This is a genomic window from Paracoccus aeridis, assembly GCF_004923205.2.
Taxonomy (GTDB): domain Bacteria; phylum Pseudomonadota; class Alphaproteobacteria; order Rhodobacterales; family Rhodobacteraceae; genus Paracoccus; species Paracoccus aeridis.
In genome coordinates this window covers 14,676-36,399 of sequence record NZ_SELD02000056.1, presented here as the reverse complement: position 1 = coordinate 36,399, position 21,724 = coordinate 14,676, and the positions used below count along the sequence as shown (strand labels likewise).

General features: G+C 72.2%; 20 protein-coding genes. 10 read left to right on the top strand and 10 right to left on the bottom strand.

Annotation, left to right across the window (positions count from 1 at the left end):
* The first annotated feature begins 12 nt into the window (after positions 1 to 12).
* From tsaE to trxA, 5 genes are read left to right on the top strand one after another with little or no spacing between them, the layout of a single operon-like run.
* On the top strand, positions 13 to 1,449 hold the full coding sequence (gene tsaE, locus ELI80_RS14065) for a tRNA (adenosine(37)-N6)-threonylcarbamoyltransferase complex ATPase subunit type 1 TsaE (RefSeq protein ID WP_136652677.1): 1,437 nt from the start codon (positions 13 to 15) through the stop codon (positions 1,447 to 1,449).
* On the top strand, positions 1,428 to 2,111 hold the full coding sequence (locus tag ELI80_RS14060; protein WP_201740651.1) for a nucleotidyltransferase family protein: 684 nt from the start codon (positions 1,428 to 1,430) through the stop codon (positions 2,109 to 2,111). The genes tsaE and ELI80_RS14060 overlap by 22 nt, the downstream gene beginning before the upstream one ends.
* On the top strand, positions 2,104 to 5,127 hold the full coding sequence (addB, locus tag ELI80_RS14055) for a double-strand break repair protein AddB (protein WP_136652676.1): 3,024 nt from the start codon (positions 2,104 to 2,106) through the stop codon (positions 5,125 to 5,127). The genes ELI80_RS14060 and addB overlap by 8 nt, the downstream gene beginning before the upstream one ends.
* Positions 5,120 to 8,560: a double-strand break repair helicase AddA gene (gene addA / locus ELI80_RS14050; protein WP_136652675.1), complete on the top strand. Its 3,441-nt coding sequence runs from the start codon at positions 5,120 to 5,122 to the stop codon at positions 8,558 to 8,560. Before addB ends, addA begins: the two co-directional genes overlap by 8 nt.
* A gap of 37 nt (positions 8,561 to 8,597) precedes the next feature.
* Positions 8,598 to 8,942 carry a thioredoxin gene (gene trxA / locus ELI80_RS14045; RefSeq protein ID WP_268939890.1) on the top strand — a complete coding sequence of 115 codons (345 nt, stop codon included), beginning with the start codon at positions 8,598 to 8,600 and terminating at the stop codon, positions 8,940 to 8,942.
* A 15-nt stretch (positions 8,943 to 8,957) separates the two neighbouring features.
* On the opposite strand, the gene ELI80_RS14040 is transcribed toward trxA, so the two are convergent.
* Positions 8,958 to 9,875, bottom strand: coding sequence for a hypothetical protein (locus tag ELI80_RS14040; RefSeq protein WP_136652673.1), 918 nt, complete (start codon positions 9,873 to 9,875; stop codon positions 8,958 to 8,960).
* Positions 9,876 to 9,956: 81 nt separating this feature from the next.
* On the opposite strand from ELI80_RS14040, the gene hslV reads away from it, so the two are divergent.
* The 5 genes from hslV to ELI80_RS14020 all read left to right on the top strand — a co-directional run bounded on the left by hslV (position 9,957) and on the right by ELI80_RS14020 (position 12,748).
* Positions 9,957 to 10,514, top strand: a complete 558-nt coding sequence (gene hslV / locus ELI80_RS14035) for an ATP-dependent protease subunit HslV (protein ID WP_136652672.1) — start codon at positions 9,957 to 9,959, stop codon at positions 10,512 to 10,514.
* Positions 10,515 to 10,556: 42 nt separating this feature from the next.
* Positions 10,557 to 10,730 carry a hypothetical protein gene (locus ELI80_RS16110; RefSeq protein WP_161596486.1) on the top strand — a complete coding sequence of 58 codons (174 nt, stop codon included), beginning with the start codon at positions 10,557 to 10,559 and terminating at the stop codon, positions 10,728 to 10,730.
* A 3-nt stretch (positions 10,731 to 10,733) separates the two neighbouring features.
* The gene (gene hslU, locus ELI80_RS14030; RefSeq protein ID WP_136652671.1) at positions 10,734 to 12,032 is read left to right on the top strand and encodes an ATP-dependent protease ATPase subunit HslU; all 1,299 of its coding nucleotides are present in this window, start codon (positions 10,734 to 10,736) and stop codon (positions 12,030 to 12,032) included.
* A 120-nt stretch (positions 12,033 to 12,152) separates the two neighbouring features.
* Entirely contained in the window at positions 12,153 to 12,341 is a 189-nt protein-coding gene (locus ELI80_RS14025; protein ID WP_136652670.1) for a PLD nuclease N-terminal domain-containing protein, read from the top strand.
* A gap of 8 nt (positions 12,342 to 12,349) precedes the next feature.
* Positions 12,350 to 12,748, top strand: a complete 399-nt coding sequence (locus ELI80_RS14020) for a DUF983 domain-containing protein (protein ID WP_236641510.1) — start codon at positions 12,350 to 12,352, stop codon at positions 12,746 to 12,748.
* A gap of 31 nt (positions 12,749 to 12,779) precedes the next feature.
* Here ELI80_RS14020 and ELI80_RS14015 read toward each other — a convergent pair whose 3' ends face one another.
* The 9 genes from ELI80_RS14015 to hutI form a co-directional block, all read right to left on the bottom strand.
* Positions 12,780 to 13,586, bottom strand: coding sequence for an amino acid ABC transporter ATP-binding protein (locus tag ELI80_RS14015; RefSeq protein WP_136652669.1), 807 nt, complete (start codon positions 13,584 to 13,586; stop codon positions 12,780 to 12,782).
* Positions 13,587 to 13,588: 2 nt separating this feature from the next.
* The gene (locus tag ELI80_RS14010; protein ID WP_236641509.1) at positions 13,589 to 14,257 is read right to left on the bottom strand and encodes an amino acid ABC transporter permease; all 669 of its coding nucleotides are present in this window, start codon (positions 14,255 to 14,257) and stop codon (positions 13,589 to 13,591) included.
* Positions 14,254 to 14,901 (bottom strand): amino acid ABC transporter permease, encoded by a 648-nt coding sequence (locus ELI80_RS14005; RefSeq protein ID WP_136652668.1) that lies wholly within the window; start codon positions 14,899 to 14,901, stop codon positions 14,254 to 14,256. The genes ELI80_RS14010 and ELI80_RS14005 overlap by 4 nt, the downstream gene beginning before the upstream one ends.
* A 55-nt stretch (positions 14,902 to 14,956) precedes the next feature.
* Positions 14,957 to 15,769, bottom strand: a complete 813-nt coding sequence (locus ELI80_RS14000; protein WP_136652667.1) for a transporter substrate-binding domain-containing protein — start codon at positions 15,767 to 15,769, stop codon at positions 14,957 to 14,959.
* Between the two features lie 133 nt (positions 15,770 to 15,902).
* Entirely contained in the window at positions 15,903 to 16,481 is a 579-nt protein-coding gene (locus ELI80_RS13995) for a HutD/Ves family protein (protein WP_136652666.1), read from the bottom strand.
* Positions 16,478 to 18,172 (bottom strand): urocanate hydratase, encoded by a 1,695-nt coding sequence (gene hutU, locus ELI80_RS13990; RefSeq protein WP_136652665.1) that lies wholly within the window; start codon positions 18,170 to 18,172, stop codon positions 16,478 to 16,480. Before hutU ends, ELI80_RS13995 begins: the two co-directional genes overlap by 4 nt.
* A gap of 3 nt (positions 18,173 to 18,175) precedes the next feature.
* On the bottom strand, positions 18,176 to 18,979 hold the full coding sequence (hutG, locus tag ELI80_RS13985; RefSeq protein ID WP_136652664.1) for an N-formylglutamate deformylase: 804 nt from the start codon (positions 18,977 to 18,979) through the stop codon (positions 18,176 to 18,178).
* Positions 18,976 to 20,517, bottom strand: a complete 1,542-nt coding sequence (hutH, locus tag ELI80_RS13980) for a histidine ammonia-lyase (RefSeq protein ID WP_136652663.1) — start codon at positions 20,515 to 20,517, stop codon at positions 18,976 to 18,978. The genes hutG and hutH overlap by 4 nt, the downstream gene beginning before the upstream one ends.
* Entirely contained in the window at positions 20,510 to 21,703 is a 1,194-nt protein-coding gene (hutI, locus tag ELI80_RS13975; RefSeq protein ID WP_136652662.1) for an imidazolonepropionase, read from the bottom strand. The genes hutH and hutI overlap by 8 nt, the downstream gene beginning before the upstream one ends.
* Positions 21,704 to 21,724 lie beyond the last annotated feature (21 nt).

Sequence of the window (21,724 nt, the reverse complement as noted above, 5' to 3'; positions counted from 1 at the left end):
AGGTTCCGGGCGATGACGACGCTCGCCCGCCTTTCCGACGCCGATGAGGCGCTGACCGCCGGCCTCGCCCGCGTGCTGGCGGCGCTGCTGCGGCCGGGCGATGCCATCCTGCTGGACGGCCGGGTGGGCGCGGGCAAGACCCACTTCGCCCGCGCCCTGATCCGCGCCCGGCAGGGCGAGGCCGCAGAGGACGTGCCCAGCCCCACCTTCACCATCGTCCAGACCTACGAGGACGCGGCGGGGACCGAGATCTGGCACGCCGACCTCTACCGCCTGGCCGACGCGTCCGAACTCGCGGAACTCGGCCTCGACGAGGCGCTGCCCGGCGCCGTGACGCTGATCGAGTGGCCCGACCGGATGGGCGTGCCGCCCCCCGGCGCGCTGACGGTGTCCCTGCGCGAGACCGCCCCCGACCGGCGCGCGATCGAGCTGTGCGGCGATCCCGCCCGCTGGCCCGCCATCCCCCGCGCCGCCGCGATCGCCGCGTTCCTGCACCGGGCGGGCTGGCCCGACGCGCGGCTGGACCCGCTTGCAGGCGACGCGTCGGCCCGGCGCTACTTCCGGCTGCACGGCCCGGCTGGGCGCGCGGTTCTGATGGACGACCCGCCCCCCGGCAGCGTCGCGCGCTATCTCGCGATGACCGACTGGCTGCGGGCCCGCGGCTTCCACGCGCCCGAGGTGCTGGCGCGCGACGACGCGCAGGGTTTCCTGCTGCTGGAGGATCTGGGCGACGATCTCCTCGCCCGCGTGCTGGCGGACGACCCCGCCCGCGCGCCCGCGCTTTACGAGGCTGTCACCGACCTGCTGGCGGACCTCGCTATCCACGCCCCGCCCGACTTCGTCGCCGCGCTGGACGGCGCCGGGCTTGCCGCGCAGGTCGGCCTGTTCAACGACTGGTACGTGCCCGTCACAAGCGGTCCGGGCGCGGGCACGGGCGTGCCGCAGGCCATCGCCGGCCTGTGGGACCGGCTTTGCGCCGACGCCCGCGCGGTGACGGGACTGCGCGATTTCCATGCCGAGAACATCGTCCTTCTGCCCGGCGGCACGCTCGGGCTGCTGGATTTCCAGGACGCGGTGGCGGTGCACCCGGCCTATGACCTCGTGTCCGCCCTGCAGGACGCCCGCCGCGACGTCGCGCCAAAGGTGGAGGCGGCCTGCATCGCCCGCTTCGTCGCCGCGACCGGGGCCGACCCGGCCCGGTTCGGCGCGGCCTATGCGCTGATGGGCGCGGCGCGGGGGCTGCGGATCATGGGAATCTTCACCCGGCTCTGCGTCCGCGACGGCAAGCCGCGCTACCTGGACTTCATGCCCTGCGTCTGGGCGGCGGTCCGGCGCGATGTCGCGCATCCGGATCTCGCGCCACTCGCCGCCGCGCTCGACGGGGTCACCGCCCCCGACGCCGGCATCATCGAAAGGATCCGCGCCCGATGCGCCAGCCCGACACACTGATGCTGTTCGCGGCCGGCCGGGGCACCCGCATGGCGCCGCTGACCGACACGGTGCCGAAGCCGCTGATCCCGGTCGGCGGCCGCACGCTGCTGGACCGCGCGCTCGACATCGCAAGGGACGGCGGCGCGCGGCGGATCGTGGTGAACACGCACCATCTGGGCGAGCAGATCGTGAAGCACCTCGCGGGCAGCGAGGTCGCGGTGTCGGACGAATCCGACCTGCTGCTGGAAACCGGCGGGGGTTTGCGCCGCGCGCTACATCTGCTGGGGACCGATCCCGTGATCACGATGAACCCCGACGTGGTGTGGACGGGTCCGAACCCGGTCGCGGAACTGCGCGCGGCCTGGGACGGAGCGCGGATGGACGCGCTTCTCATGCTGGTTGCGGGGGACCGGGCCGAGGGGCGGGTGGGCGGCGGCGACTTCGCGCTGGCCGCCGACGGCCGGATCGCGCGGCGGGGCGATCTCGTCTTCGGCGGCGCGCAGATCATCCGCACCGACCGGCTGGCCGAGATCGGCGAGGAGGTGTTCTCGCTCAACCGTCTCTGGGACCTGCTGATCGCGGACGGGCGCGCCTTCGGCGTCGTCCATGGCGGCCGCTGGTGCGACGTGGGGCGCCCGGACTGCATCCCGCTGGCCGAGGCGATGCTGTCGGATGCCTGACCTCTCGGGCCTCTACGCGCTGCCCCCGGGGGCCGATTTCGCGAGCGCCTTCGCGGACGGGCTGATCGCCCGCATGACCGGCCGCCCGCCCGAGGCGCTGGCGCAGGTCACGATCCACGCCAACTCGGGCCGCACCCTCACCGCCCTCCGCGCCGCGTTCGAGGCGCGGGGGCCGCTGCTCCTGCCCCGCCTGCGGCTGCTGGCGGATCTCGGCGCCGAAGGGGCGGACACGCCGCTTGCCGCGCCGCTTGCCCGGCGGATGCAGCTCGCGCGCCTCGTCGAGGCGGTGCCGCCCGATGCCCGCCCCGGGCAAAGCGTCCCCGAACTGGCCGCGACCCTGTCCGACCTCATGGCCGAGATGCAGTCCGAAGGGCTCGGCGCAGACGCGCTGGACCAGATCGAGGCGGGCGAGCACGCCGCCCACTGGCAGCGCGCGCTGGCCTTCCTGCGGATCGCGGCCGATTTCCACCTGTCCGGACCGCCGGTGGACCGCGAGGCGCGCCAGCGCCGGGCCGCCGAACGGATGGCGGCGGACTGGGCCGCCGGCCGCGACCTGCCCGACGCGCCGGTGATCGTCGCGGGATCGACCGGGTCGCACGGGGGCACGCGGCTGTTCATGCAGGCGGTCGCCGCGCTGCCGAACGGGGCGGTGGTGCTGCCGGGCTTCGACTTCGACACGCCGCAAGCGGTCTGGGACCGGCTCGGCGACGACGGCGACGCGCCCGACGACCACCCGCAGGCGCGCTTCGCGCCGCTGGTCCGCCGCTTCGGAATGCCGCGCCCGTGGACCGGCGCGCCCGCGCCCGATCCGGCGCGCGGGCGGCTCGTTTCGCTCGCCCTGCGGCCCGCGCCGGTCACCGACCAGTGGGTCGCGGACGGGCCGTCCCTGGGCGACCTGCGCCACGCCACCCGGAACCTGACGCTGATCGAGGCCGACCACCCCGCGGCCGAGGCCGAGGCCATCGCCTTCGTCATCCGCGACGCGGTCGAGCGGGGGGAGCCGGTCACGCTGATCGCCGCCGACCGCACGGTGACGCGCCGGGTGCAGGCGGCGCTGGACCGCTGGCGGCTGATCGCGGACGACAGCGCGGGCCAGCCGCTGCCGCTGACGGCGGCGGGGCTGTTCCTGCGCCACGTCGCGCGGCTGTTCGGGCAGCCGCTGACGATCGACCGGCTGCTGGTGATCCTGAAACACCCGCTGACCGCGACCGGCAGCCCGCGCATCCCCCGCAACGTCCACCTGCTGCAGACGCGCGAGCTGGAACTGCACCTGCGCCGCAACGGCCCCGCCTTCCCCGACGGCGCCGCGCTGCGCGCCTGGGGCGAGCGGCCGCGCAGAGGCGCGGACGGCCCCGACGCGGATCGGCTGGTCTGGTCGGGCTGGATCGCCGCGATGCTGGACCGGATGGCGCCGCTGGCGGACGACCGCCGCCCACGCGCGCTGGCCGGGCGACTGGCGGACCTGCGCGCGCTGGCCGAGGCGTGGGCGGCGGGGCCTGACGGCAACCCCGAAGCATCCCGCCTGTGGGACGAGCGCCCGGGCGAGCTTGCCCGCGCCGTGCTCGACCACATGGCCGAGCACGCCCCCCTGGGACCCGCCGCGACCCCCGGCGACATGACCGACCTCCTGACCTCGCAGCTGCAGGCGCAGGCGGTGCGGCAGGACGTGGCCGCCCACCCGCTGATCCGGTTCCGCGGCCCGCGCGAGGCGCGCACCGAGACGCAGAGCGGGGCCCGGACCGGGGCGCAGGCCGGGGCGCAGAGCGGGGCACGGGCCGAGGCGCGGGGCAGCGTCATCCTCGCCGGCCTCAACGAGGGCGCGTGGCCGCAGCCGCCCGCCCCCGACCCGTGGCTCAGCCGGCAGATGCGGCGGCAGGCAGGGCTGACCTCGCCCGAGCGGCGCATCGGCCTGTCCGCGCACGACTTCCAGATCGGGCTGTCGGCGGACCGCGTGGTCCTGACCCGCGCCCGCCGCAACGCCGAGGCCGAGACGGTGCCGTCACGCTGGCTGAACCGGCTGGTGAACCTGGTCCAGGGCCTGGGCGGCGACCAGCAGGGACCCGAGGCGCTGACGGCGATGCAGGCGCGCGGGCAGGCGTGGCTCGACATGGCGGCGGCGCTGCGGACCCCGGCGGCGCCCGTCCCGCCGCAGCCGCGCCCCTCGCCCATCCCGCCGCCGGGGTCGCTGCGCGACCTGTCGGTCACGGGCGTCGCCACGCTGATCCGCGACCCCTACGCGATCTACGCGCGCAAGGTGCTGCGGCTCAGCCCGCTCGACCCCATGCGGCCGGAACCCGGCGCGGCCGAGCGCGGCAACGTGCTGCACGACATCGCCCGCGACTTCCTGACCCCGCCGCCGACCGCCGCCGACGGTCCCGCCGTCCTGCGCGAGCGGCTGATGGAGGCGACCGATCGCGTCCTTGCCCGCGACGTCCCCTGGCCCGCGATGCGGCTGTTCTGGCGCGCCCGGATCGCGCGCATCGCGGACCGGCTGGTCGCGGACGAGCACGAACGCCTGGCGATGGGCCGCCCGGCGGTGATCGAGGAACGCTATTCCATCGTCCAGCACGTCGCGGGCGTGGACTTCACCCTGACGGCCAGGCCCGACCGGATCGACCACCTCGATGACGGCACGGCGCATGTGTACGACTACAAGTCCGGCGCGCCGCCCTCGGACGCCGCGATCCGCAGCTTCGAGAAGCAGCTGCCGCTGGAAGCCGCGATGGTCCGCCGCGGCGCGCTGGGCGAGGCGCGCGAGGTATCCGGCGCCAGCTACATCCGCCTTGGCGGCGCGGGCGAGACCGAGGCGCGGGACTGCTCGCCCGACGTCGTGGACGAGACGTGGGACGGGTTCGTCGCCTTGATCACGGCCTATGTCACCGGCGCCAAGGGCTTCACGGCGCTGGCCGCGCCGCAGCTGCAAGGCGACCGCAGCGACTACGACGGAATCTCGCGCTACGGGGAATGGACGCTGGCCGACCATGCCCGGCCGGAAAGGGTGGGCGACCATGACTGAGCACGCGGCCCCCCTCGACGACGCTAACCTCGACGACGCCACCCTCGACGACGCCACCCGCGCGCAGCGCCGGGCGGCCGATCCCGGGCGGTCCACCTGGCTCACCGCGAACGCCGGATCGGGCAAGACCCGCGTCCTGACCGACCGGGTGGCGCGGCTTCTGCTGGCCGGCACCCGGCCGGAACGAATCCTGTGCCTGACCTACACCAAGGCCGCCGCGTCCGAGATGCAGAACCGCCTGCTCGGCCGGCTGGGCGGCTGGGCAATGCTGCCGGACGAGGCGCTGCGGGGCGAGCTGCGGCACCTGGGCATCGGCGGGGCGGCCGACCTGCGCGCGGCGCGGCGGCTGTTCGCGCAGGCGATCGAGACGCCCGGCGGCCTGAAGGTGCAGACCATCCACAGCTTCTGCGCCGCCGTCCTGCGCCGCTTTCCGCTGGAAGCGGGGGTGCCGCACGGGTTTTCCGAACTCGACGAGCGGTCGGCCGCGAACCTGCGGGCCGAGATCCTCGAAGGGATGGCGAAGGACGGCGTCGAAAGCCTGTCGGACATCGCGATGCTGCTGAGCGAGGACCGGCTGGACGGGTTCCTGGCGGGCCTGCGCGACCACGACCACCCGCCCTGCGCCGACACGATCTGGCGCCAGGCCGACCTGCGCCCCGGCGACAGCTTCGGCCAGCTTCTGGCCGATGTGTTTCCCGGCGGCGACTGCCTGGTGATCGCGGCGATGATCCCGCACCTGCTGGGCAGCAGTCCCAAGGACGCGGGCGCGGGCGAGAAGCTGGCTCTGGGCGACTGGACCGCGCCCGGAGAGAAGGAGCTTGCGCTGCTCGAAGGCGTCCTGCTGTTCGGCAAGGACGCGAAGCAGCCCCACAGCGCCAAGATCGAAAGCTTCCCCACCAAGCCGCTCCAGAAGAACTGCGCGGCGCTGCTGGACGACCTGATCGCCCTGATGGGCCGGGTCGAGGGCGCGCGCGGCCGCAGGCTCGCGCTGGCGCACGCGCAGCGCACGCTGGCGCTGCAGGCCTTCGGGCACGACTTCTGCAGCCGCTACAGCGCCGCCAAGCAGGCGCAGGGCTGGCTCGACTTCGACGACCTCATCACCCGGACCGCGCGGCTTCTGTCGGACGGGGCGATGGCCCAGTGGGTGCTGTTCCGGCTGGACGGCGGAATCGACCACATCCTCGTGGACGAGGCGCAGGACACCGCGCCCGGGCAATGGCAGGTGATCGAGCGGCTGACGGGAGAGTTCGCGGCCGGCGCAGGCGCGCGGTCGGGCGACGGCGCGGGTGCGGACCAGCGAACGCTGTTCGTGGTGGGCGATCCGAAGCAGTCGATCTATTCCTTCCAGGGCGCCGACATCGCCGTGTTCGAGCAGCGGCGCGCGGATTTCACGGCCGCGTTCTCGGTCCTCGATCCGCCGATGCAGCAGGCGGCGCTGGAACATTCGTTCCGGTCCTCGCCCGCGATCCTGTCGGTGGTGGACGCGGTGTTCGCGGGCGACGCCGCGCGCGGCCTCGGCGCCGAGCCGCGCCACATCGCGTTCAAGGACGAACTGCCGGGCCGGGTGGACCTGTGGCCCGCCGTGCCCAAGCCCGAGAAGGCGGAACCGTCGAACTGGTCCGACCCGGTCGACGCGCCGACGCCCGATTCCGCCGAGACGGTGCTAGCGGCCGCCATCGCGCGCCAGATCGCCGCCATGCGCGGCCAGCCGATCCTGCCGGTGCGCGGCGGCGATGCGCGGCCGGTGCGCGCGGGCGACATCCTGATCCTCGTCCAGCGCCGCAGCCGGCTGTTTCCCGAACTGATCCGCGCGCTCAAGGCCGCGGGCCTGCCGGTCGCCGGGGCCGACCGCCTGAAGCTCGCGGCCGAGATGGCGGTCCGCGACATCCGCGCGGTCCTGTCCTTCCTCGCGACGCCCGAGGACGACCTGTCGCTTGCCACCGCGCTGCGCTCGCCGCTGTTCGGACTGGGCGAGGACCAGCTCTACCGCCTCGCCGCGCCGCGCAAGGGACGGCTCTGGCCCGCGCTGCGCGACGCGGCGGAACATCGCGGCATCGTGGACCTGCTGTCGGACCTGCAGGAACAGGCCGACTTCATCCGCCCGCACGACCTGATGGCGCGGCTGCTCATCCGCCACGGCGGGCGCGAGAAGCTGGTTGCGCGGCTGGGGCACGAGGCAGAGGACGGGATCGACGCGCTGATGTCGCAGGCGCTGGTCTACGAACAGGCCGAGCCGCCGTCGCTGACCGGCTTCCTCGTCTGGCTGGCCGAGGACGACGCCGAGGTCCGCCGCCAGCCCGGCGCCGCCGGTGCGGGCGAGGGGCTGATCCGGGTGATGACCGTGCACGGCGCGAAGGGCCTGGAAAGCCCGATCGTGATCCTGCCCGACACCGCCATCCGCAGGGGCGGCAACGATCCCGCGACGATCACCCCGCCCGAGGGCCCGCCCGCCGTCTGGCGCGGGCGCAAGGACGAGCGCCCGCCCGCCGTCACCGGCTGGGCCGCGCGCGAGGCCGAGCGGCGCGAGGAGGAGAACCGGCGGCTTCTCTACGTCGCGATGACGCGGGCGGAAAGCTGGCTGATCGTGGCCGCCGCGGGCGAGACCGGCGAGGCTGAAAAGAGCTGGCACGCGATGGTCGCGGCGGGGCTGGACCGGGTGGCCGGGCTGGACGAGGCGGCGGTCGAGGTGGACGGCGTCGGCACCGCGCGCCGGCTGTCCTTCGGCGAATGGCCGGGCGCGGTCGCGGCGGCGTCCGACGCGCCCGCGCATGTGCCCGCGCCCCTGCCCGCCTGGGCGACGGCGGTGCCGCCCGCGCCCCCGCGGCCCGCGGCGCGCACGGCCGCGACCTCGCTGGGCGGGGCGAAGGCGGTCACGACCGGCGCCGATGCCGGCCTCGATCGCGAGCAGGCGATGCTCGCCGGCACCCGCCTGCACCTGCTGCTGGAGGAACTGCCCGGCCGCGATCCTGCGGACTGGCCCGCCCTGGCCCGCGCCGCGCTGGCGGGGGCCGAGGGCGGCCTTCCCGACGACGCGACCATGGCCGCGCTGCTGGACGAGGCGGCGGCGGTGATCGGCGCCGAGGCGCTCGCCCCCGCCTTCACCCCGGAAGGCGCGACGGTCCTGCGCGAGGTGCCGCTGGCCGTGGACCTGCCCGGCATCGGCCCCCTGTCGGGCACCATCGACCGGCTGATCGTCGAGCCGGACCGCGTCCTCGTCATCGACTACAAGTCGAACGCCGAGGTGCCCGCGCGCGCCCAGGACGTGCCGGACGGCATCCTGCGCCAGATGGCCGCCTACCGCGCCGCGCTGGCCCTGATCTACCCCGGCCGCCGGATCGAGGCGGCGGTGCTGTGGACGGCGGCGCGCGCGCTGATGGACCTGCCGGGGGACATCCTCGAGGCGGCGCTGGCGGGGATCCCCGCCCGGGCTTGACCCCACGCCCCCGCCTTCCTAGCTGTTGAACAACCCCATCCCGGTCACCGAGGAGCATTCCATGGCCACGCAGCACGCCACCGACGCCGATTTCGACAGCGTCGTGCGCCAGTCCGACACCCCCGTCGTCGTCGATTTCTGGGCCGAATGGTGCGGCCCCTGCCGCCAGATCGGCCCGGCGCTGGAGGAACTCGCCACGGAATACGACGGCAAGGTCAAGATCGTGAAGGTCAATGTGGACGAGAACCCGGACTCGCCCGCGCAGCTGGGCGTCCGCGGCATTCCGGCGCTGTTCCTGTTCAAGGACGGGCAGGTCGTGTCGAACAAGATCGGCGCGGCGCCGAAGGCCGCGCTGAAGGCCTGGATCGACGAGAACGTCTGATCGGGCCGGACCGGTTCAGGAAAGGGGCGGCGGCCGGATCGGCCAGCCGCCCTTTCTCATGGCCGCAATGATGCGCGCGGGCGCGTTCGGGGCGGCGGCGTTGATCGCGCGGCGTTGCAGGAACCAGAACAGGTAGGCGTCGAAGTCGGGCGCGTGGGCGGGGGCGGCGGCGAGCGCCTCGTCCGCGCCCACGTCGGCCACGTTCAACGCGATGTGGTGGAAGTCGATCTGCCCGAACAGCACCGCCGGCTTGCCCAGCAGGTAGCCGTCGAACGCCACGGCGCTGTTCTGCGTCGCGACGAAGGCGCAGTCCCGCAGGGCGGCGGCGGTGTTCCCGCCCACGGTCAGGTTCGGGTGCCGCCCGGTCAGTCCGGCCAGCGCCGCGCGGTCGGCATCGTCCAGCGTCTCGCGCGGGTGCAGCGTCGCCGTGACCGGGCGTCCCGTGGCGCAGACGCGGTCCAACATCTCGACCGGGCTCATCGTCTGGAACGACCGGCAGCGGCGGATGTGGCCCTGCAGCGGCACCAGCACGGCGTCGCCGCGGATGGGGGGCGGTCCGGGCAGCACCCGGTCGCGCAGGCGGGCGGCGAAGGTGGCGGCCCGCGCGGGATCGACGGTGGCCGGATCGAACGCCGCCCGCGCGACCGAGAAGCGCCAGCGTTCGGCCACCGGCTCGATCGACCCGAACGGATAGTGATAGGCGCGTCGGAAGGTCAGCGCGCGGTCGTGGACCGGCTGCTCCATGTGAAACAGTGCGTAGCCGTCGCGCGACGAAGCCGCAGCGCGGGCCTTTGGTCCGCTGGGCACGAACGCCACCGTCCAGCCCGCCCCCCGCACAGCCCCCGCCAGCACGTTCAGGAAGTTGAACCGCCCGGCCCGCGCATCCGCAAGCATCGGATCTTCAAGGTAGACATGCAGGTGCGGCGTCGCCATGCCGCGCAGGCTAGCCCCGGCCTTTCGGTTGCGGAAGGGCGCCCCCGCACCTATCTGCACGGCCAATGACGGAGGTAATCGATGGCTGACGACAGGTTCCCGGGCTGGCACGGCACGACCATCCTCGCGGTCCGCCGCGGCGGGCGCGTGGTGGTCGCGGGCGACGGGCAGGTGAGCGTCGGGCAGACGGTGATGAAGGGCACGGCGCGCAAGGTCCGCCGCCTGTCGCCGGGCGGGCGCGACGTGGTGGTGGGCTTCGCCGGATCGACCGCGGACGCCTTCACCCTGCTCGAGCGGCTGGAGAAGAAGCTCGAGGCCGCGCCGGGCCAGCTGCAACGCGCCTGCGTCGAGCTGGCGAAGGACTGGCGCACCGACAAGTACCTGCGCAACCTCGAAGCCATGCTGATCGTGACCGACGGTGCGCAGCTCTACGTCGTGACCGGCGCCGGCGACGTGCTGGAGCCGGAACACGACGTCGCCGCGATCGGGTCGGGCGGCAACTTCGCGCTGGCCGCCGCGCGCGGCCTGATGGAAACCGACCTCGACGGCGAGACGGTCGCCCGCCGCGCCATGGCGATCGCGGCCGACATCTGCGTCTACACGAACGGCAATCTCACCGTCGAGGTGATCGGTGGCTGAGTTCACCTTCGCCCCGGTAACCGGCCGTCCGCGCCTGCAAGCATGGAAAGACGCGACGCAAACATCTTCATCGACCCCGATCCCGCCAGCGCCCGCGCGGTCCGCGCCTGCGAAAGGACGGGCTTCCGGGCGATCCCGGACCATCCCGGCCGGACCCGCGACCGCCTGCTGATGCGGCACGACCCGGCCGGTGTGCCACCACAAGCGAAAGACTGACCCATGACCGACCTCACCCCCCGCGAAATCGTGGCGGAGCTTGACCGCTTCATCATCGGCCAGGACGACGCCAAGCGCGCCGTCGCCGTCGCCATGCGCAACCGCTGGCGCCGGCAGCGGCTGGCCGACGACATCCGCGACGAGGTCTATCCCAAGAACATCCTGATGGTCGGCCCCACCGGCGTCGGCAAGACCGAGATCAGCCGGCGGCTGGCGAAGCTCGCCCACGCGCCGTTCGTGAAGGTCGAGGCCACGAAGTTCACCGAGGTCGGCTATGTCGGCCGCGACGTCGAGCAGATCATCCGCGACCTCGTGGACACCGCGCTGGCCGACACGCGCGAACGGATGCGGGGCGAGGTGCGCGCCCGCGCCCGCGCCGCCGCAGAGGACCGGGTGATCGCGGCGCTCGCCGGCGACCAGGCCCGCGACCAGACGCGCGAAATGTTCCGCGGCAAGCTGAAGCGCGGCGAACTGGACGACACCGTGATCGAGATCGAGGTGACCGACAACTCCAATCCGCTGGGAATGGAGGTGCCGGGCCAGCCGGGCTTGGGCAACATGATGGACCTGTCGGGGCTGATGAAGGCGTTCGGCGGCCGCAAGACGCGGCGCAGGATGACCGTTGCGGAAAGCCACGACCTGCTGCTGGCCGAGGAAGCCGACAAGCTGCTGGACGACGAGGCGATCAAGACCGCCGCCATCGCCGCGGTCGAGCAGTCGGGCATCGTCTTCATCGACGAGATCGACAAGGTCTGCGCCCGGTCGGACAACCGGGGCGGCGAGATCAGCCGCGAGGGCGTGCAGCGCGACCTGCTGCCCCTGATCGAGGGAACGACCGTCAGCACCAAGTACGGCCCCGTCCGCACCGACCACGTGCTGTTCATCGCCTCGGGCGCGTTCCACGTGGCCAAGCCCAGCGACCTCCTGCCGGAACTTCAGGGCCGCCTGCCGATCCGGGTCGAGCTGAAGGCACTGACCGAAGGCGATTTCGTCCGCATCCTGTCCGAGCCCGACAATGCCCTGACCCGCCAGTACACCGCGCTGATGGGGACCGAGGGCGTGACCGTCTCCTTCACCGACGACGGGATCGCCGCGCTCGCCCGCATCGCGGCCGAGGTGAACGGCACGGTCGAGAACATCGGCGCCCGCCGCCTCTACACGGTGATGGAGCGGGTGTTCGAGGACCTGTCCTTTGCCGCGCCCGACAAGGGCGGCGACGAGGTGCGGGTGGACGCGGCCTTCGTCGAGCGCGAGCTGGGCGAGCTTGCTCGGTCCGCCGACCTGTCGCGCTACGTGCTGTAGGACGCATGACGGCCGGGCGTGACAGGCGGGCGGGGCAACCGGGCGGGATGGCCGAAAGGGGAACCTGCCCGGCACGCCGCCGGTTGTGCCTGCACGGAACATGCGCGAAAGGCAGCCTCGATGAACCTGTTAAGCGGCCTCCTCGGCCTCATCATCTTCGTCCTGGACGTCTGGGCGATCGCGTCGATCTTCAATTCGAACGCGTCGGGCGTGTCCAAGCTGATCTGGATCATCGTCGTGGCGGTGCTGCCGGTGGTCGGCCTGATCGCCTGGTACTTCGCCGGGCCAAAGGCCACCTACCAGCGATAGGCGGATCCGTGGACAACCCGGCCCGCGACCACCAGACGCGCCACGACGGACCGCGCGACCAGAGAGAGGCGACCCTGCGCGGCGCGCTCGGCAAGTGCCCGAACTGCGGCGAAGGGCGCATGTTCATCGGCTATCTGAAGACCGTGCCTGAATGCGCCGTCTGCGGCGAGAAGCTGGGCCTCTATCGCGCCGCCGACGGGCCGGCGTTCTTCACCATCACCATCGTGATGCTGCTGCTGATCCCGCTGATCTGGCTGTCATGGGCGCTGTTCAGCACCGAGCCGTTCACGCTGATGCTGTTTCTCTGCGGCGTGACCACCGTCATTACGCTGGTACTGCTGCGGCTGGTGAAGGGGATCTTCGTGGCGTTCCTGTGGGCGCACGACGAACGCGACCGGGGGGCCTGAACGGGGACGCCTGGCGGGACGCCTGACGCGCTCAGCCCGCCTGCACGTCGAACGCGTTGCGGTCGTGATAGCTTTGCAGGAACGCGCGGACGCGCGCATCCGCCGGATTGCCGAAGATTTCCGCCGGCGTGCCGGCCGCGACCAGTTCGCCCCGCTCCATGAACGCGACGCGGTCGGCGACATGGGCGGCAAAGCCCATCTCGTGCGTGACGACGACCATCGTCATCCCTTCCGCGGCGAGCTGCTTCATCACCGCCAGCACCTCGCCCACCAGTTCGGGGTCCAGCGCGCTGGTCGGTTCGTCGAACAGCATGATCCGCGGCTGCATCGCGATGGCGCGGGCGATCGCGACGCGCTGCTGCTGCCCGCCCGACAGGCGGCTGGGGTGGTTGCCCGTCTTGTCGCCCAAGCCCACCTTGGCCAGCGCCTCGGCCGCGATCCGCTGCGCTTGCGCGCGTGGCAGGCGCTTCACCCGCTCCAGCCCCTCGGCCACGTTCTGCAGCGCGGTCATATGCGGCCACAGGTTGAACTGCTGGAACACCATGCCGATGTCGCGCCGCATCTCGCGCAGCCGCCCCGGCGCCATCCTGCGCCCGCCGACGGCGTCGTAGCCGATCAGCCGGTCGTCGATCCAGATGCCGCCGCGGTCGTATTCCTCGAGGAAGTTGATGCAGCGCAGGAGCGTGGACTTGCCCGACCCGGACGGGCCAATCAGGCAGGTCACCTTGCCGGGCGGGATCACCAGGGACACGTCCCGCAGCGCCTGGAACTCGCCGTAGAACTTCGACACGTTTTCCAGCCGGGCAGAGGCGGCGTTGGTGGTTGTGGTCAAGGCCATCGTCAGCTCCGGTCCAGAAGGTAGTGGGTCGCGCGGCGTTCCAGCCTGCGCCCAATGCGCGAGATCGCCTCGACGAAGACCCAGAAGAACAGCGCAAGGACCAGCGTCGCCTCGGCAAAGGCGAAGGTCTCGGCCATCATGGTCTGGGTCTCGAACATGATCTCCGGCACGGTGATCATCGACAGGATGACGGTTTCCTTGGTCAGGATGATCGAGAAGTTCACCAGCGCCGGCAGCGCCGACACCAGCATCACCGGGATCATCACCCGGCGCATGATCGCGCCGGGCGGAAAGCCCATCGCGCGCGCCGCCTCGATCTGGCCCACCGGGACCGCGTTCAGCCCGGCGCGGAAGATTTCCGCGAAATAGGGGCTGCCGTAGATGGTCAGGCCCAGCAGCCCCGCCGGCAGCGCGTCCAGCCGCAGGCCCAGCATCGGGCCGCCGTAGTAGAGGACGAACAGCTGCACGAGGAACGGGGTGCCGCGGATGAATTCGACATAGCCGCGCAGCAGCCACTGCACCGGCCACGCCGTCACGCTGCGCTGGACCAGCGCCAGCACGAAGCCCAGCGCCATCGCGAAGACGGTGCCGACGAGCCAGCAGAAGATCGTCATGCCGAGCCCGCGCAGCAGCGCCGGGCCGTATTGCTGGAACAGCGACAGGTCGATCACGGCGCGAATCTCCGTTCCAGGGTCCGGCCGACGCCCGCGATCACGAGGTTGATGGCCAGATACAGGAACGCCGCGGCGAGATAGATTTCCAGCGGGCGGTAGGTGGCCGAGGCGATCGACTGGCTCATCCGCGTGATCTCGACGATGCCGACCACGGTGACCAGCGACGACGCCTTCACCAGCAGGATCAGCTCGTTGACGAGCGACGGCATGGAAATCTTCAGCGCCTGCGGCAGCAGGATGCGGGTCCAGATGTCGCGCGGCGGCAGGCCCACGGCGATCGCGGCCTCGGCCTGGCCCCGGGGGATCGCGTTCAGCGCGCCGCGCAGGATCTCGCTGATATAGGCCGCGGCGCACAGGCCGACGGTCAGGATCGCCGCGACCAGCGCGGGCACGTTCACGCCGACCAGCGGCAGCAGGTAGAACGCCAGCAGAAGCTGGATCAGCAGCGGAACGCCGCGGAAGAAGCTGACATAGATAGCCGCCGCCCGCCGCGCGGCGCGGCTGCGCGACACCGCGCCCATGCACACGACCGCGCCGAAGATCAGCCCCAGGAGGCAGCCGAGGCCGGAGATCAGCAGCGTGTAGCGGGCCGAGGCGATCAGCACCGGCAGGTTGTCGATGATGGTCTCGAAGGAAAACATCCGGGCGCCTTCGCGAGCTTGCGGGCGGGCCCGACGCGGCCCGCCCGCCTTGTGATCACATGGCCGGCATTTCCTTGGGCAGCGCGGTCGCCGTGCCGAACCACTTTTCCTGCATCGCCGCCAGGCGGCCGTCGTCCTGGATCTTGACCAGCGCGGCGTTGATCGCCTCGATCAGCGACTCGGATCCTTCCTTGCGCGTGACCCAGGCAAAGTACTTCGGCTCGCCGAAGGGCGGCTGCACCGCCTCGAACACGTCGGCCCGCGTCTTGGCCAGGTAGGCGAGGTTCGGGGCCGACCCCGCGACCGCGTCCAGCCGGCCCGCGGCGAGATCGGCATAGGCCTCGTCCGGCGAGCCGTAGCCCTTGATGTCGAACCCGCCCAGCTTTTCGGCATAGGCTTCCAGCTGCTTTTCCTGCGCCGTGCCCTTCTGGATGCCGACGGTCTTGCCCTTGACGTCCTCGGGCCTGGTCAGGTCGCCGCCCTTGGGCTGGACCAGCGCCACGGTCGCGTCGCTGATCGGCAGGGTGAAGGCGTAGCGTTCCATCCGTTCCGGCGTGATCGTCACGGGCGCGTTCACGAAGTCGAACTTGCTGACCTCCAGCCCCGGCAGGATCGAGGCCCAGGGCAGGTCCTGGTATTCGGCGGTGACGCCCAGTTCCTTGGCGACCTCGTCGAACAGTTCCTTGTTGAAGCCGGCATACTGGCCGTTTTCCAGCATGTCGAAGGGGGCGTAGTGCATTTCGGTCGCGGTGGTGATCTTGCCCGCGGCCTTGATGTCGTCGAGCATGTCGGCCAGCGCGCCGGTCGCGGTCAGCGCCAGCGTGGTCGCCCCGAACAGCGCGGCGCGCAGGGTGGTGCGAAGTTTCATCTCTCTCTCCTGTTGTCGGGCCTCTGGTCGCCGCGCGGCTCGGCCCCCGCCGCCCGGGATGCCTGGCGCGCCACCGTGACCGGACCGGCCCGCCCTGGGCAAGTCACAGCATAGGCGAGGCGGCGCGAAACTGTCATGCGGGCCGCACCTGCCTTTTCGGCAGGCAGTCGAGCACGACCGCCAGAAGGGACCCGTCCTCGACGGTGCCGGCGAGGGTGTCGCCCGCGATGATCGCGTCGCCCGCTTGCAGGGCGACCCCGCAGGCCGTCGCGGCCCCGCGCGCGACGGCGGCGACGGTGCCCGGGGGCAGCGCGTCGCCCGGCCGCAGTGCGACCATCCGGTGCGCCATCATCCCGCGCCGGGTCATGATGTTGAGGTCCAGCACCGGGCCGGACTGCAGCCGGGCATGGACCGGCGCCTCGCCCGGGAACGGCAGCGGCGGTCCATCCGCCATCAGCGTCACGTCCGGGCTGCCCGCCCCGAAGGACAGGACCATCGGCCCGCCGTCGATCATCCCAAGGGTCCGGTCGATGCCGGGAAAGGTCGAGAACGGCCCCTCGGCCGCCACCTCGGCCATGCTCAGCCGGGCGTCGAAGCCGTCGATGCCCGCGCCGGGCGGCCAGGTCGCAAGCTCGTGCGTGACGCCGCCGCCGTTCTTCCACCGGGTCGCGGTCGCCTCGCCCCGGCGGACGACCTGCAAGCGCGGCTTCATCCGAGGATGCCCGGCAGGTTCAGCCCGTGCTCGCGGGCGCAGTCGATCGCCTCGTCATAGCCCGCGTCGGCGTGGCGCATGACGCCGGTGGCCGGGTCGTTCCACAGCACGCGGGCGAGGCGGCGGTCGGCATCTTCGGACCCGTCGCAGCAGATCACCATGCCGGAATGCTGGCTGAACCCCATGCCGACGCCGCCGCCGTGATGCAGCGACACCCAGGTCGCGCCCGAGGCCGTGTTCAGCAGCGCGTTCAGCAGCGGCCAGTCGGAAACGGCGTCGCTGCCGTCCTTCATCGCCTCGGTCTCGCGGTTGGGCGAGGCGACGCTGCCGCTGTCGAGGTGGTCGCGGCCGATCACCACCGGGGCCTTCAACTCGCCGTTGCGGACCATCTCGTTGATCGCAAGGCCGGCGCGGTGGCGGTCGCCGAGGCCGATCCACATGATCCGCGCGGGCAGGCCCTGGAAGGCGATGCGGTCGCGCGCCATGTCCAGCCAGTTGTGCAGGTGCGTGTTCTCGGGGAACAGCTCCTTCATCTTGGCGTCGGTCTTGTATATGTCCTCGGGGTCGCCCGACAGCGCGCACCAGCGGAACGGGCCGATTCCGCGGCAGAACAGCGGGCGGATATAGGCGGGCACGAAGCCGGGAAAGGCGAAGGCGTTCTCCAGCCCTTCCTCCTTGGCGACCTGGCGGATGTTGTTGCCGTAATCGAGGGTCGGCACGCCGGCGTTCCAGAAATCGACCATTGCCGCGACGTGATCCTTCATCGACGCGCGGGCGGCGGCTTCGACGGCCTTCGGATCGGTCTCCTGCCTCGCGCGCCATTCGGCGACGGTCCAGCCTTTCGGCAGATAGCCGTGCAGCGGGTCGTGCGCCGATGTCTGGTCGGTCACGATGTCCGGGCGCGGCCCTCTGGACTTCATGCGGCGCACGAGTTCCGGGAACACCTCGGCCGCGTTGCCGATCAGCGCGACCGACTTCGCCTCGCCGGCGCGGGTCCACTGCTCGATCAGCGCCAGCGCCTCGTCGAGCGTATGCGCCTTGGCGTCGCAATAGCGGGTGCGGATGCGGAAATCGGCCCGCGTCTCGTCGCATTCCACGGCGAGACAGCAGGCCCCGGCCATCACCGCCGCCAAGGGCTGCGCGCCGCCCATGCCGCCGAGGCCGGCCGTGAGAATCCATTTACCCTTGAGGCTGCCGCCGTAATGCTGCCGCCCGGCCTCGGCAAAGGTCTCGTAGGTGCCCTGAACGATCCCCTGCGTGCCGATATAGATCCACGAACCCGCGGTCATCTGGCCGTACATCGCGAGGCCACGGCGATCGAGTTCGTTGAAATGCTCCCACGTCGCCCAGTGCGGCACGAGGTTCGAGTTCGCGATCAGCACGCGGGGCGCGTCCTTGTGGGTCTGGAACACGCCCACGGGCTTGCCGGACTGGACCAGCAGGGTCTGGTCCTCGTCCAGCGCGCGAAGGCTGTCCACGATCCGGTCGAAATCCTCCCACGTCCGCGCGGCGCGGCCGATGCCGCCATAGACGACCAGCTCGTGCGGGTTCTCGGCCACGTCGGGATGCAGGTTGTTCATCAGCATCCTGAGCGGCGCCTCGGTCAGCCAGCTTTTCGCGGTGATCTCGGTGCCGGTGGCGGGAAAGACGTCGCGGGTGTTGTGGCGAGAGCTTGGGCGGGGGTTGTTCATGGATCAGGCCTTCAGGGTGGGGGCGAGTTCGGCGAGGCGGTGCAGGATCTCGCCCAAGGGGCGGCGGATCCGGTCGGCCTTCGCGGGGTCGAGGTCGAAGGGAGGCGCCTCGGTGGCGAGGTGGGTGGACTGCGCCAGTTCCATCTGGATCGCGTGGACGCCGTGCTCCGGGCGGCCGTAGTGGCGGGTGGTCCAGCCGCCCCTGAAGCGGCCGTTGACCACGAAGGGACGGCCCGTCGCGGCTGCGACCTCCTGCGCGGCGGCCTCGATGGCCGGGGCGCAGGACGCCCCGTCCGCGGTGCCGATGTTGAAGTCGGGAAGGACGCCGTCGAACAGGAACGGGATCACCGACCGGATCGAGTGGCAGTCGTAGAGGATCGCGACCCCGTGCAGCGCCTTGACCCGCTCGATCTCGGCCAGAAGCGCCGCGTGGTAGGGGGCGTGGAAGCGGGCGAGGCGGTCGGCCACGTCGCCGGCCACGGGCGGCGTCTGCCAGATCGGCTCGCCTTCGAAATCGGTCGTGGGAACCAGGCCGGTGGTGTTCTGGCCGGGATACAGGCTCTCGTCCTGCGGTCCCCGGTTGGCGTCGATGACGTAGCGGTGGAAGGTCGCGCGCACCGTCGTCGCGCCGGGCAGCAGGCCCGCATAGAGGTCGTGGATGTGCCAGTCGGTGTCGGCCAGGACCCGGCCGCGGTCGTTCAGCGCCGCGCGGATGTCGTGGGGCAGCCACGTCCCGGTGTGCGGCAGGCCGAGGATCACCGGCCCGTCGCCCTGCGCGACCTCGACGGGGACAACGGGCGGGCTCAAGCCCGCACCTCGTCCAGCAGCCCGCCCGCCGCCGCGGCGGCCAGCGCATCCGCCGCGACCAGCCCGGCCGCCGCCACCAGGTCGGGCGCGAGATAGCGGTCCTGCCCCAGCGGCGCCACGTCCTGCCGCAGCCGTGCGACCGCCGCCTGCAACGGCGCCGAGGTCGAAAGCGGCGCGCGTGCCTCGATCCCGGTGGCGGCGCAGATCGCCTCGATCCCGACGATGTGGGCGAGGTTCGCGTTCATGCGGCGAAGCCGCCGCGCGCCGTGGGCGGCCATGCTGACATGATCCTCCTGGTTGGCGCTGGTGGGGGTGGAATCGGTCGAACAGGGGTTCGCGAGGTGCTTGTTCTCGCTCATCAGCGCGGCCGAGGTCACCTCGGCGATCATCAGGCCCGAGTTCAGGCCCGGGTCGGGCGTCAGGAACGGCGGCAGGCCGAAGCTCATCACCGGGTCCACCATCATCGCGATCCGGCGCTGGCTGATCGCGCCGATCTCGGACAGCGCCAGCGCGATCTGGTCGGCGGCGAAGGCGACCGGCTCGGCGTGGAAGTTGCCGCCCGACACGATCAGGTCGGCGGTCGTCAGGACCAGCGGGTTGTCCGTGGCCGCGTTCGCCTCGATCCGCAGGGTCGCGGCGGCCTGCCACAGCAGGTCGAGGCACGCGCCCGTCACCTGCGGCTGGCAGCGGATGCAATAGGGGTCCTGCACGCGGGTGTCGTCGGTGCGGTGGCTTTCGCGGATCTCGGACCCCTGCATGAGCGAGCGGATCGCGCGCGCGGCGACGATCTGGCCGCGATGGCCGCGCAGGGTGTGGATCTCGTCCAGGAACGGCGCGGTCGACCCCATGATCGCGTCGGTGGACATGGCCGACGCGACCAGCACCGCGCGGGCGGCGCGGAAGCCGTCGAACAGGCCCGCGAGCGCGAACGCGGTGGAGACCTGCGTGCCGTTGATGAGCGCAAGCCCTTCCTTCGCCGCCAGCGTCAGCGGCGAAAGCCCGGCGGCCGCCAGGGCGTCGGCCCCCGCCATCTCGCGCCCCCCATGCGTCGCCCGCCCCTCGCCGATCATCACGGCGGCCAGGTGCGCCAGCGGGGCAAGGTCGCCCGACGCGCCGACCGATCCCTGCGCGGGGATCACCGGGGTCACGCCCCGCGCCAGCATCGCCTCGATCAGTTCGACCAGCACCGGGCGCACGCCGGACGCGCCGCGCCCGAGGCTCAGAAGCTTCAGCGCCATGATCAGGCGGACAGTCGGTTCCTCGATCGGCTCGCCCACGCCGCAGCAGTGCGACAGGATCAGGTTGCGCTGCAACGTCGCCGTGTCGGCGGGCGCGATCCGCACCGAGGCGAGCTTTCCGAAGCCGGTGTTGACCCCGTAGACCGGGGCGTCGCCGGCCGCGGCGGCCGCGATGCGTTCGGCGCTGGCGACGATGCCCGCGCGTGCGCCGTCGTGCAGCCGCACGGCCAGCCCCTGCCGCCACACGCGTTCGAGTTCGTCCAGCGTGACGGCGCCGGGGGTGAGGATGAGTTCAGACAAGTTCGCCTCCGAAGATCCGGGCGTGAAGGGGGTTGAAGCCGATGCGGTAGGACAGTTCCGCCGGATCGGCGGCGTCCCAGACGGCGAGGTCGGCAAGCATGCCGGGCGCGATCCTGCCCCGGTCGTTCAGGCCCAGCGCCCGGGCCGCGTTGCCGGTGACGCCGGCGAGGCATTCGGCAGGGGTCATGCGGAACAGCGTGGCGCCCATGTTCATCGTCAGAAGCAACGAGGTCAGCGGCGAGGTGCCGGGGTTGCAGTCGGTCGCGAGCGCCATCGGCACCCCGGCCGCCCGCAGGCTTTCGATCGGCGGCAGCTTCGTCTCGCGCAGGGTGTAGAACGCGCCCGGCAGCATCACCGCGACGGTCCCCGCCTTCGCCATCGCGGCGATCCCGTCATCCCCCAGCCATTCGAGGTGGTCGGCCGAGATCGCGCCGTGCCGTGCCGCCATCGCCGCGCCGCCCAGGTCGGACAGCTGCTCGGCGTGCAGTTTCACGGGCAGGCCCAGCGATCTGGCGTGATCGAAGATGCGCGCCATTTCGTCCGTGCTGAAGGCGATCCCCTCGCAGAAGCCGTCGACCGCGTCGACCAGCCCCTCGGCATGGGCGGCGTTCAGGCCGTCCAGCACCACGCGGTCGATGTAGCCCGCGCGGTCGCCCGCGAACTCGGGCGGCAGGGCGTGGGCGGCAAGCCAGGTCGTCACGACCCGCAACGGCCGTTCCCGGCCCACGGCGCGCGCGACGCGCAGCATCCGCAGTTCGGTCTGCACGTCGAGGCCGTAGCCCGACTTGATTTCCACCGTCGTCACGCCCTCGGCGATCAGGTGGTCGGCGCGGCCGAGCGCGGACGCCAGCAGATCCTTGCCGCTGGCCTTCCGGGTGGCCTGCACGGTGGACAGGATGCCCCCGCCCGCGCGGGCGATTTCCTCGTAGGAGGCGCCGTTCAGGCGCATGTCGAATTCGCGCGCGCGGTCGCCGCCGAAGACGAGATGGGTGTGGCAGTCGATCAGCCCCGCCGTGACCAGCCGGCCGCCGAGGCTGCGTTCGTTGCCCGACACGTGCTCCGCCGGCAGGTCCGCGCGCGCCCCGGCCCACGCGATGCGGTCGCCGGCGATCGCGATGGCGGCGTCGCGCGTGACGCCGAACGTCCCGTCCCGGGCCGTGGCGATGACTGCGTCGGTCAGAATCATCGAGGGCCCTTCACGCTTGCA